This window comes from Clostridium aquiflavi (genome assembly GCF_031344075.1).
In the GTDB taxonomy this organism is placed as follows: Bacteria; Bacillota; Clostridia; order Clostridiales; family Clostridiaceae; genus Clostridium; species Clostridium aquiflavi.
Window position 1 is genome coordinate 62591 of the sequence record NZ_JAVJAN010000011.1, and the last position, 12825, is coordinate 75415.

Sequence of the window (12825 nt, forward strand, 5' to 3'; positions counted from 1 at the left end):
TCCACTCCTTGAAGTTTATTCTTCAACTTGCTAAAAATAAAATTTAATAAAAACATAACAAATTCAAGAATAAACTAGTTATAAAGAAAATCCCGCTAACTTGCGGGATTATGTTATTCATCGTAATGAGCTTTTACGTAATTAACAACGTCGCCAACTGTCTTAAAGTTTTCAACATCTTCATCTGGTATTTCCATATCTAATTCATCTTCTAAGGCCATTATAAGTTCCACTATATCTAATGAATCCGCATTTAAATCTTCAATAAATGATGATTCCATAGTAATACTTCCTAAATCAATACTTAATTTATCTGCTACAATATTTTGAATTTTTTCAAACATTTATTTCACCTCCCAAACTCTACAGTTAGATAATAGTATATATTTTTTCCATAGTCAATATTAATTTAAATAACTTTATAAATAAGATTTAATTTTTATTTTCAAACTCTTTTTTTATCTCATCTAAAACATTATTTTCATAAAAAATCTTTGTTTGTCTAATTGCATTTTTAAAAGCCTTCCCATCAGAGCTACCATGTGCTTTTATACAAATACCGTTTACTCCTAAAAAAGGTGCTCCACCGTATTCCTTGTAGTCAAATTTCTTCATAATTTTCTTTAAGAAAGGTTTTAGCAATACTACACCTATTTTACTTTTTAAATCAGCTTTTAATACTTCATCTTTTATCATACCTAAAATATTAGTAGCTGATCCTTCATACATTTTTAAAGCTGTATTTCCTGCAAAACCATCACTTACTATAATATTAGTATCTCCAGTTGGAATATATCTTGGTTCTATATTGCCTACAAAATTTATAGAATTTTCTTCTTTTAATAACTTATAAGTTGCTTTTGTAAGATCATTTCCTTTTTCTTCTTCTGATCCAATATTTAATAATCCTACACTTGGATTATCAACATTAAATACATTTTTATAATATATACTTCCCATTTTACCAAATTGAACTAAATATTCAGGTTTACTATCTACATTAGCACCTGCATCAACAATCATAAAGTTTCCTCTTCTGCCAGGCATTATAGGACCTAATGATGGACGTTCTACGCCTTTAATCCTTCCTACAATCAATGTACACCCAGCTAAAAAGGCCCCAGTACTTCCTGCTGAAATTATACCATCACAAGTTCCATCTTTAACTAAATTTAAAGCTTTAACAATACTAGAATCCTTTTTTCTTCTCAATGCCATAACGGGATGTTCATTTGTTGATATTACTTCTTTTGCGTCTATTATTATAATTTTTTCCTTTGGGTAGTCGTATTTTGAAAGTTCTAATGATATTTTATCTTCTGGTCCTGTAATATAAAAAGTTATTTCATTATATTCTTTTAATGCTGATACTATACCTTCTAAAACTGCGCTAGGTGCATTATCTCCACCCATTCCATCAATCGCTATTTTCATAAACATAACCCCTCTTTTTCTATAAATGATAAAAAAATAGATTAATTAAAAATATTAATCCTAATAAATTTAATTAATCTTAAAGTATTTTTAATTAAATTACATTCATATATCAAAATATTTTACTTAATAATATTCTAATATAAAAATAAAAGAAAGTCTAAAGACTTTCTTTTATTTTTCTGAAGATACAACTTCTCTATTCTTGTAGAATCCACAGTTTTTACATACTCTATGAGCAAGCTTCATTTCATGACATTGAGGACACTCAACTATGCCAGGTAAGCTAGCTTTAAATGTTTGAGCTCTTCTTGAATCTCTTCTTGCGCTACAACACTTTCTTGCAGGATTTCCCATAACTACACCTCCTTATTGTCAAAAAAACCTTTTAGAACATCAAATCTAATATCTACATCTTGTTTATTACAAGAGCATGGCTGCTTATTAAGGTTTGAACCACATTCTTGACAAAGTCCTTTGCAATCATTCTTGCAAAGTCTTTGAATTGGTAAACTTGATATTATATTGCATTCAGCTATTTGACTGATGTCTAAAATGTCATCAAGCACAATAACAACCTCTTCTTCTTGAAGATCATTATTATTGGCAAACCTCTCTTCTATATCAATATCTATTGGATAGATAAAGGTATCTAAACATCTTGCACAATTCATTTCTAAAGTAACTTTTACTTTAGCTTTCATTATTACAATATCTTTATCAGATGTTATTACTCCTGATACTTCGCACTTACTTACCGGAGTGATTACATCTCCTTCAAATTCAAATTTAGGTATTTCAAATTTGTAGTCAATTTTTTTACTTCTTTCTTTTCTTGAAATAAGATCTGAAACTCGTACTTTCATAATCAGTAGAACTCATTTATTTACAATAAGTCCTTTCTCACTCCTTAAACATATTATATTTGTTAAGCAAACACAATTTATTATATAAAGTGTGTCGATAAAAGTCAAGAAATTTATTATTAAATTGCTTTTACACTAATGCTAAAGTTTCTTTTGCTATCATCAATTCCTCATTAGTAGGAATAACATAAATTTTTACTTTAGAACTTTCCTTTGAAATTAAAATACCTTCACCTATATCATGGCTGTTATTCTTTTCTTCGTCAAGTTCTATTCCTATAAATTCAAGACCCTTTAACGCTCTTATTCTAACTTCTGGAGCATGTTCTCCTATCCCTGCTGTAAATACTATTGTATCAATTCCACCCATTATAGCTGCATATGCGCCTATTTGTTTCTTTATTTGATAGCCAAAAATATCTGTTGCAAGAATTGCTCTTTTGTTATTATCTCCTATAGCACTTCTTATATCTCTAAAATCAGTTCCTACTCCTGAAACTCCTAATATGCCTGATTTTTTATTTAATATATCATTTACTTCATCAGCTGAGTAACCTTTTTCTTTAATTAAATACGTAACTATTGCTGGATCTATATCTCCACATCTTGAACCCATTATTGTACCTGCAAGTGGAGTAAATCCCATTGTAGTATCAATTGATTTTCCACCATCTACTGCTGTAATACTAACTCCATTTCCTAAATGACAAGTTACTGTTTTTAATTCACTTGAATCTTTTTTCATAAATTCTGCAACTTTATTAGCTACATACTTGTGAGATGTTCCATGGAAACCATATTTTCTTATATGATCTTCAGTATAATATTCATATGGTAATGGATACATATATGCTTTTTCTGGCATAGTTTGATGGAATGCAGTATCAAATACACATACCATAGGAGTATTTGGCATAAGTTCTTCACAAGCCTTTATTCCTATTATATTTGGTGGATTATGAAGTGGTGCTAATTTAATACATTCTTCAATGTTTTTCATGACTTCATCATTTACCAATACTGATTTTGAATACTTTTCTCCACCATGAACTACTCTATGACCAACTGCACTTATTTCATCCATTGATTTTATAACACCATGATTTTCATCAATTAAACTCTTTAATACTAATTCAATTGCATCTTGGTGATCTTTTAAAGGTTGTTCTACTATATACTTTTCTCTACCTTTAACTTTTTGAGTTAAGATTGACCCATTAATTCCAATTCTTTCTACAAGTCCTTCTGCTAAAGCGTCTTCTGTTGTCATATCAATTAGTTGATATTTTAAAGATGAACTTCCACAATTAATTACTAATACTTTCATTTTTTCCTCTCCTCTTTCAGCTAATTAAACTTCTTGTGCTTGAACTGCTGTTAACGCTACAACATTAACTATATCATCAGCACTACACCCTCTTGATAAATCATTTATTGGTTTTGCAAATCCTTGACAAACAGGTCCAATTGCATCTGCATTGGCAAATCTTTGTACTAATTTATATCCTATGTTTCCTGCTTGTAAATCTGGGAAAACTAACACATTTGCTTTTCCTGCAACTTTGCTATTTGGAGCTTTTTGAGCAGCTACTTTTTCAATTATAGCAGCATCTAATTGTAATTCTCCATCTATCATTAGATCTGGTCTTAAGGCATTGGCTTTAGCAGTAGCATTTCTTACTTTATCTACAAGTTCATTATCAGCACTTCCCATTGTTGAAAATGATAGCATAGCTACTCTTGGTTCCATTTTACAAAGCTTCTTTGCTGTTTCTGCTGTTGCAATAGCTATAGCTGCTAATTCATCTTCATTTGGATTAGGATTAACTGCACAGTCTGCAAATATTAAAGTTCCATCAGTACCAAATTCTTTGCCTGGTACATTCATAATAAAGAAACTCGATACTATTGACACTCCTGGCATTGTCTTTATAATTTGTAATCCTGGTCTTAATAAATCTCCTGTAGTATGAATTGCTCCTGAAACCATTCCATCTGCATCATCTAATTTTACCATCATAGTTGCAAAATAAAGAGGGTCTCTTACTATCTTTTCTGCCTTGACCATAGTCATTCCTTTATTTTTTCTAAGTTCATAGAAATTTTTTGTATAATTTTCTAGTTTGTCCGAATCATTAGGATCTATTATTTCTACATTTTCTAGGTTTATATTTATTTCATCTGCTTTTTTTAACACTTTTTCTCTATTCCCAATTAAAATTGGATGTGCTAATCCATTATCTACTATTTTTCTGGCAGCAGTTATATTTCTTTCTTCATTTCCTTCTGGCAATACTATTTTCTTTTTATCAGATTTGGCTCTAAGCCACATTTTTTCCATAAGTTGCATAAGTAATTCTCCCTTCAATTGACTTCCTATATTTTATAATATACTCCTATACATATGATCTTTTCAACCAATTTTATCAATAAAATAGAAGTCTTTAGATTTGCAATAATCTGAATAATCTGATAACACTTTTTTATCTTTTACTCATATTTTTATATTAATATTATTAATTTGTATTTTTTAGTATATTTTTTTTGCAATATTGATAATTGTTTAACAAACAATTCTTCTCGATTCAATTGTGTTATAATAACATAACAAATTCATTTATAAGGAGTGTTTTTATTATTATGGTGACAGGAATAATTGCTGAATATAATCCATTTCACAAAGGACATCAATATCATTTAAGTCAAGCTAAAATAAATGCTAATGCCGATAGTATAGTTTGTGTTATGAGCGGAAATTTTATGCAACGTGGTATCCCAGCTATGGTAGACAAATGGACTCGTACTGAAATAGCTCTTAAAAATGGAGTTGATTTAGTAATAGAATTGCCTTTAGTATATTCTTTATCTTCTGCAGAACATTTTGCTTTTGGATCAGTTTCTTTGCTTAATTCTTTAAACATTGTAGATAATTTATATTTTGGAAGTGAAGAAGGTAGCACAAAAATTCTCGAAGATATAACAGATGTATTAGTAAAAGAGCCTGAAAATTATAAAATTGTGTTAAAAAATTATTTAAATTTAGGTCTTCCATTTCACCTAAGTAGAGCTAATGCATTAAGCGATTTTTTTAAATCAAATCATATTTTGGACTGTATTTCAAATTCAAATAATATTTTAGGTATAGAATATATTAAAGCTTTAAATTTACTAAATAGTAAAATAATACCTTTAACTTTAAAAAGAGAAGGTTCAAAATATAATGATGACTCCCTAAATACTACTTTTTCTTCAGCAACATCTATAAGAAATCATTTGAAAAATAAAAATTTAGAACATTTAAAAGACTTTTTACCCCAAGAAAGTTACAATATATTGAATAAATTATCCTTCGAAAATTATCCTTTTATATTCGAAGAAGATATATTTAAATATGTTAAATATAAACTTATAACTGACGGTAGTTTACTAAAAAATCTTCCTGATATATCAGAAGGATTAGATAATAAGATATTAAAAGAAGTGTTAAAATCAAATTCTTTAGATGAATTAATACTAAACTCTAAAAGTAAAAGATATACCTATACTAGATTAAATAGAATCTTAACTCAGTTTTTTATAGGTCTTGAAAAATATGATTTGTTAAAATTATCCAAAGAACCTTGTCCTTATTGTAGGGTTCTAGGTTTCAATTCAAAAGGAAAAGAACTTTTAAAGAATATAAAAAAGAATAGTACTGTTAATTTAATAACTAAAATTCCAAAAAATAATATTAATGAATGTTTAGAAATAGATCTTCTTGGAACAAAAGCTTATTCTATTTTAAATCCTAAAATAAATCCTATGCAAGATTATTTAACTAGCCCAATCATATTATAAATACATTTAACATAATCATAAGAATATAAATAAATATAATATACAACTTTATTTCTATTCTAAGATTTACAAAGAGTATATTTTTACGCTCTTATAAATCTTTAAAATTGGAGTGATTTAATGAGTTATACTATTGTTTTCTTATGGTTATTAATAATATTACTAACTATCATTTTAATAAAATCATTAAATATAAAAAGTAATATTTTATTTTGTATAATATGTTCTATATTTATAGTATTATTTATATTAAATATAAAGCAGTGTACAATTGCAGCTATTGATGGATGTAAATTATGGTACAGCGCTGTTTTACCTGTAACATTTCCTTTTTTGGTTATTTGTAATTTATTAATATCTTATGATGGAATCTCACTGTATTCTAAGATATTAGGTCCATTAATTTGTAAGCCTCTAGGCTTATCTAAAAACTGCTCATTTCCTATAGTAGCTAGTTTTTTATGTGGATATCCTTTAGGAGCAAAATACTCCATTGATTTATGGTCTCTAGGAAGTATAGATGATAAAGAATGTCAAAGGCTTTTAAATATAGCTTCAAATGTAGGGCCTTTATTTTTAATTGGCTCTGTAGGAACAGCACTTTTAAATAATACTACATTAGGCTATATACTACTTATAGCTAATTATCTTTCTGTTATATTTATTGGTATAATTACAAAAAAAAATAGAACCTTAAGAAAACCGATTTCTAAAAGTTCTATAAATGAAAAAAAATTAAATTTTGGTCAAGCAATAAAAAATGCCGTTGGAAATGGTGTAAACACAATATTATCAATTTGTGGATTCATCGTTATATTTTCCGTAATAATATCTCTTATAAAAAATAGTGCTTATATAAATAATATATTTGATTTTTTAGAAAATTTATTTCATATACAAAGTGGTACCTTGTTCTCTATATTCTTAGGAAGTATAGAAATGACAAATGGTTGTAATTTAATTTCAAACTTAAATATTTCACTTTCATTAAAATTAGGAATTATAAGTTTTTTGTGTTCTTTTTCTGGCTTATCCGTAATAGCACAAATAAGTTCATTTATGAATGACTTTAACATTTCCTATTTTAAATATATATCTTTAAAGTTAGTTCAAGGAATATTCAGTTTTGTAATAACATATTCATTAGTAAAAATTATACCTACAAGCATTGTTACATCTAATTTCCCAACAGCTTGTACTATAAATTCCTTTATGTATTTATTACCAATGTTTTTACTTTTAATTTTAACAATAATACTTAAAATAATATATAAATTATTTTTTCATTCCTCTTAACTCTTTTATATTTTCTCTTATGGTTAGGCAGGCAGTACTTAAATTATCATCTATATCTTTAGCTACTATTTCAAAACTATTTTGAAGACCCTTAATTAAAGCTTCTTTTTTAGCTTCTAGCTCTCTATCAAGTTGTGATAAAATTTCATCTGAATAATCCCTAGAACCTAATCTTATAGCTTTAGCATCTCTTTGTGCTGAAGCTATAATTTCTTGTGCTCTTAACTTAGCTTCTTTCACTATATCATGACTCTCAACATTTTGTCTCATAATCATCATAGTTTCTTTTTTCACTGTATCGTATTCTTTTTTAGCTTCTCCAAGTATTCTTTCTCTTTCATTCATAACCCATTGAGCTTTTTTAAATTGATCGGGTAAATAATTTATAATTTGATCTACCACTTCAAGAACTTCTTTTTTATCAACTACAACCTTACCACTTATAGGAACTTTAGGTGAATTATCTACCAAATCTTGCAGATACTCTAACAATTCCATTATATTCACATCCATCTTTTCCATAATACCACTCCTTAAATTTTACTCCTTCTAATAACATCAGATATAATTTCTTTTGGTACAAGTCCTTCAATGCATCCTCCAAACTTAGCAACTTGCTTTACTGAAGATGAACTTAAGTATGAATATTGTGCAGAAGTCATCATAAATACTGTCTCAATATTAGGATCTAATTTATTATTCATAAGTGCCATTTTAAATTCATATTCAAAGTCTGATACCGCTCTAAGTCCTTTTAAAATAACATTAGCATTATTTGCTTTCAAAAAGTCTATTAATAACCCATTAAAACTCAGAACTTCAACATTTTTTATATGCTTTGTAACCTTTTTTATAAGCTCAACTCTTTCTTCAATTTCAAAAAGTCCTTTTTTATCAACATTAACCAAAACGCCTATGATTAGTTTATCAAAAACCTTTGATCCTCTTTCAATTATGTCCAAATGACCATTTGTTATAGGATCAAAGCTTCCTGGGTAAACAGCTACCTTCATAGTTAGTCCTCCTTATACGCATAAAAACACACTGTAGTGTTACCATATTTTCTACTTCTTGTTAAAATTATATCTTCATATCCATCATAAATCTCTTCTATAGTATCAATTTTAGTTACAATTATTCCATTTTCATTTAAAACATTATTTTCTTTTATAATTTTAATAGCTTCTGGAATCATTTCTTTACAATATGGTGGATCTATAAAAATCAAGTCAAAAACTTTTCCTTGATTTGATAACTTTCTTAATGCTTCATATGAATCCATGTTCAAGGCAAAACAAAAATCATCAAATTTTAAATTTTTTATATTTTCTTTTAATAACGGAAAGGTTTCAGAACTTTTATCTATCAAATAAACTTCTTTAGCACCTCTACTAGCTGCTTCTAGTCCAAGGCTTCCTGTTCCAGCAAAAACATCTATAACATTAGAATCTGGTATATATCCTTGTATCATGCTAAACATAGCCTCTTTAACTCTATCTAACGTTGGCCTTGTTTCCATACTTGCAGGAGGTATTAATTTACGTCCTCTTGCTTTTCCTGATATTATTCTCAAAATTCTTCCTCCTTAATGGCATATATTAAGTATATTAACATATTTGTATATAATAATTCAAATTAATTAAAACAAATGTATTTACTATTGTTTTCTAAACTTTTTTTCATTTCACTTATAAGCTTAATATTTTCTTTATAATTGTTATGCAGTATATCAATTGCTTCATGTTTAGCAGCCTTTAATATACTAATGTCATCATATAGATCTGCTAAAATAAACCCTGCATCTCCACTTTGTTTTCTACCAAACATCTCACCTGATCCTCTTAGTTTCAAATCCTCTTCCGAAATAAAAAATCCATCATTTGATTCTGTCATAATCATCATTCTTTTTTTAGTTACATTGCTCTTTGCTTTAGCAATCAAAATGCAATATGATGCATACTCTCCTCTTCCAACACGCCCTCTTAATTGATGTAGTTGTGCTAATCCAAACCTCTCAGCATTTTCTATAATCATAACTGATGCATTAGGTACATTAACCCCTACCTCTATAACTGTTGTAGATATTAATACTTTAAATTCATTATTTTTAAATCTACTTATTATATCTTGTTTTTCAATTGCCTTCATTTTACCATGAAGTATTTCAACTCCTATATTTTTAAATATACCATTTTTCAACTTAGCATATAAAGTTTCTACAGAATTTAATTCTTCTTTTTCATCTTCATCAATAAGTGGACAGACTATATATACTTGCCTTCCCTTATTTATTTCTTCCAAAGCCAATTCATATCCAATACCTCTATTATTTTCTTGATAAAATCTAGTATCTATTCTCTTTCTTCCTGGAGGTAATTCATCAATTATTGAAACATCTAAATCTGAATATAAATAAAGAGCCAAAGTTCTAGGTATAGGTGTTGCTGTCATCACTAGACAATCTGCTTTCTTACCTTTATTAATAAGCTTACTTCTTTGTTCAACGCCAAATCTATGCTGCTCATCAGTTATTATAAGTCCTAATTTATTAAAAATAACATCATCTTGAAATAATGTATGAGTACCTATAAGCAACATTGGATTTTCCTGTTTTATTTTTTCTTTTATTCTTCTTTTTTCTTTTAGCGAAGTACTTCCAGTTAATATCTCAATATCTATATCAAAATTTTTGAATAATTTTTTAGATTCTTCATAATGCTGATTAGCAAGTATTTCTGTTGGTGCCATAAAAGCACATTGATATCCATTCTTTATTACATTAAATATAGAAATTAATGCAACTATAGTCTTTCCACTCCCAACATCCCCTTGAACTAATCTATTCATAGGTTTTTGAGATTTTTGATCTCTTAAAATTTCTCTAACAACTTTTGTTTGAGCATTTGTTAAAAAATACGGTATGCTATCTTTTAATGTCTTAAGTTCATCATCCCATTCAAAACATATTCCATCTTTATTCTTATTAAGCTTATGTTTTACTAATAATAATTTTAATGAATAAGTAAACAATTCTTGAAATTTTAATCTAACAATAGCTTTTTCTAATAAATCTTTATTCTCTGGAAAATGAATTGACCTTATTGCATCATTTAAAGATATAAGATTATATTTATTTAACATATCTAAAGGAAGATTTTCTTTTATACTTATTGAAGAAATAACAAGATTAATTAACTTTTCTATAATCTTATTACTTATATCTCCTTTTAGAGGATATTTAGGTAAAATGCTATTATCTAATGCTTCTTCACATACAACTGTAGGATTAGTTACTTCAAGGGTCTTACCTATTCTTTTAAATTTGCCCATTAAATTATATGTTTTGTTAATATAAAAGGTATTTTTTATATATTTTTGATTAAACCATTTTCCATAAGCTTTACATCCTTTATAGTCAAATTCTATTGTTGTTAATATTTTTCCAGTTTTGGTTTTTATATCACTTTTTATTCTTATAACTTTACATCTTAAAATTTGTTTTTCTTCACCACTTATTTCTTCCAATAATATATTAGAGTTAACAAATTCATAATCTCTTGGAAAGTATAATAAAAGATCTAAAATATTAAATATACCACATTTATTTAATTTCTCTGTTAATTTAGGACCTACACCCTTCAATGAAGAAATATCACTATATATATCCATTAAATTTTTCCTCCAAAAAAAGCACCAATTAAGGTGCTTTTCAATTATATAATATTAGTAAATTTTATTATTCTACTGACATTAAGAAGTAGTACAAAGGTTGATTTCCTTTATATGCTTGAATATCTAAATCTTCAAATTCAGTCTCTAATTCTTCTACAAATTCATTAACTTTGTCTTCTTCGATTTCTTCTCCATAATAAATAGTTATTAGTTCGCTATCATCGTCTAACATATCTTTAAGAACTTGTTTAGCAACGGAAATTTTATCTTCCCCTACTTCTTTAATTTTTCCTTCTACTAATCCTAATATATTACCTTGTTTTATTTCTTTTCCATCAATTTCAGTATCTCTAACAGCATAAGTTATTGATCCTGTCTTTACTGAATTTATAACATCATTTAACTCTTCAACATTTTCTTCTGCTTCACATTCAGGATTAAACATAGTTATACAAGCTATTCCTTGTGGAATAGTTGTTGTAGGAATTACAATTATATGCTTATCTGATATTTCTGCTGCTTGATTGGCAGCCATAATTATATTTTTATTATTTGGCATAACAAAAATATGATCTGCATTTAATTTATCTATACAATCTAATATGTCTTGAGTAGATGGGTTCATTGTTTGACCACCTTCAATAACATAATCAACACCTGAATCTTTAAATATTTTTACGATTCCATCCCCCATAGCAACTGTTATAAATGCATATTTTTTATGATCTGCTTCATCAGTTGATACCTCATCCATTGGTATATTTTCATTTGATTGTAATTCTGTTAATAACTCTCTATGTTCTTCTCTCATATTATCAATTTTAATTTTTGATAATTCTCCTATTTTTACGGCATGAGATAGGACTAAACCTGGATCATTTGTATGAATATGAACTTTAATGACATCTTCATATCCAACAACAATCATAGAATCGCCAAGTGGTTCTATTGTATTTTGAAATTCCTTTGCTTTTTTTGCATCACCAAGAATAATAAATTCAGTACAGTATCCAAATTTAATATCAATATCTTCAGTAGATTGTGCTCCTACCTTAGCTTCTGGTGAGCTTATCTTTATTTCTTGAATTTTAGCTTGTATTCCTTCTTTTAATGCTTCAAGCATACCTTGAAGTATAATATAAAGTCCCATACCACCTGAATCAACTACTTTTGCTTTCTTTAACGCTGGTAATAGCTCAGGAGTTTTATCAAGCATTATTTTAGAAGCTTTATTAACTTCCTCTAATAATGTTATTACATCTTTTGTTTCACACTCTACTGCGCATTCTGACGCTGCTCTTATTACAGAAAGTATTGTACCCTCTGTCGGTCTCATAACAGCCTTATAAGCTGCATTAGAACCCTCAAAGAACGCTACTGAAAGTTCAGTTCCGTCAACTTCTTCTTTTCCTTCTAAGCCTTTAGAAAATCCTCTAAGTATTTGTGATAAAATTACTCCAGAATTTCCTCTGGCCCCCATTAAAGCACCTTTTGCTAATTTTTTAGATATTTCTCCTATTGAATTAGAATTTATATTTTCTATTTCTTTAACTGCAGCCTTAAATGTCATTGACATATTAGTTCCAGTGTCACCATCTGGAACAGGAAATACATTCAAAGAATTTACAAATTCACTTTGTTCCAATAATCTATTACTAGCATTTACAACCATGTTATAAAAATCATGGCCATTTATTTTTTTAAATTCCATCTAATTTTA

13 protein-coding genes are annotated in these 12825 nt (G+C 27.7%); 2 read left to right on the forward strand and 11 right to left on the reverse strand.

The genetic code is table 11. From position 1 onward, the window contains the following. Positions 1–113: 113 nt before the first annotated feature. From acpP to pta, 6 genes are all read right to left on the reverse strand, one after another. Positions 114–344 (reverse strand): acyl carrier protein, encoded by a 231-nt coding sequence (acpP, locus tag RGC78_RS05490; protein ID WP_252212881.1) that lies wholly within the window; start codon positions 342–344, stop codon positions 114–116. Positions 345–432: 88 nt separating this feature from the next. Then, positions 433–1434, reverse strand: a complete 1002-nt coding sequence (gene plsX / locus RGC78_RS05495; RefSeq protein WP_252212882.1) for a phosphate acyltransferase PlsX — start codon at positions 1432–1434, stop codon at positions 433–435. 174 nt (positions 1435–1608) lie between these two features. After that, complete coding sequence (gene rpmF / locus RGC78_RS05500; protein ID WP_003372794.1) at positions 1609–1791, reverse strand: 50S ribosomal protein L32; 183 nt, start codon at positions 1789–1791, stop codon at positions 1609–1611. Between the two features lie 2 nt (positions 1792–1793). Continuing rightward, on the reverse strand, positions 1794–2300 hold the full coding sequence (locus RGC78_RS05505; RefSeq protein WP_252212883.1) for a YceD family protein: 507 nt from the start codon (positions 2298–2300) through the stop codon (positions 1794–1796). A 130-nt stretch (positions 2301–2430) separates the two neighbouring features. Beyond that, positions 2431–3627, reverse strand: coding sequence for an acetate kinase (locus tag RGC78_RS05510; RefSeq protein WP_252212884.1), 1197 nt, complete (start codon positions 3625–3627; stop codon positions 2431–2433). A gap of 24 nt (positions 3628–3651) precedes the next feature. After that, a complete protein-coding gene (gene pta, locus RGC78_RS05515) occupies positions 3652–4650 on the reverse strand; it encodes a phosphate acetyltransferase (RefSeq protein ID WP_309556195.1) in 999 nt (332 codons plus the stop codon). Positions 4651–4940: 290 nt separating this feature from the next. Between pta and RGC78_RS05520 the strand changes: the two genes are divergently transcribed. Both RGC78_RS05520 and ylbJ read left to right on the forward strand, forming a co-directional pair. After that, positions 4941–6137 carry a nucleotidyltransferase gene (locus RGC78_RS05520; protein ID WP_309556196.1) on the forward strand — a complete coding sequence of 399 codons (1197 nt, stop codon included), beginning with the start codon at positions 4941–4943 and terminating at the stop codon, positions 6135–6137. A gap of 120 nt (positions 6138–6257) precedes the next feature. Next, positions 6258–7433, forward strand: coding sequence for a sporulation integral membrane protein YlbJ (gene ylbJ / locus RGC78_RS05525; protein WP_252212887.1), 1176 nt, complete (start codon positions 6258–6260; stop codon positions 7431–7433). On the opposite strand, the gene RGC78_RS05530 is transcribed toward ylbJ, so the two are convergent. From RGC78_RS05530 to RGC78_RS05550, 5 genes are all read right to left on the reverse strand, one after another. Next, on the reverse strand, positions 7413–7955 hold the full coding sequence (locus RGC78_RS05530; RefSeq protein ID WP_252212888.1) for an ATPase: 543 nt from the start codon (positions 7953–7955) through the stop codon (positions 7413–7415). The two genes, ylbJ and RGC78_RS05530, sit on opposite strands and share 21 nt — an antisense overlap. Before the next feature lie 11 nt (positions 7956–7966). Further along, positions 7967–8446, reverse strand: a complete 480-nt coding sequence (gene coaD / locus RGC78_RS05535) for a pantetheine-phosphate adenylyltransferase (protein ID WP_252212889.1) — start codon at positions 8444–8446, stop codon at positions 7967–7969. A gap of 2 nt (positions 8447–8448) precedes the next feature. Further along, positions 8449–9006 carry a 16S rRNA (guanine(966)-N(2))-methyltransferase RsmD gene (gene rsmD / locus RGC78_RS05540; RefSeq protein WP_252212890.1) on the reverse strand — a complete coding sequence of 186 codons (558 nt, stop codon included), beginning with the start codon at positions 9004–9006 and terminating at the stop codon, positions 8449–8451. Positions 9007–9068: 62 nt separating this feature from the next. Then, positions 9069–11102, reverse strand: a complete 2034-nt coding sequence (gene recG, locus RGC78_RS05545; RefSeq protein WP_252226256.1) for an ATP-dependent DNA helicase RecG — start codon at positions 11100–11102, stop codon at positions 9069–9071. Between the two features lie 67 nt (positions 11103–11169). Then, on the reverse strand, positions 11170–12816 hold the full coding sequence (locus RGC78_RS05550; protein ID WP_252212892.1) for a DAK2 domain-containing protein: 1647 nt from the start codon (positions 12814–12816) through the stop codon (positions 11170–11172). Positions 12817–12825 lie beyond the last annotated feature (9 nt).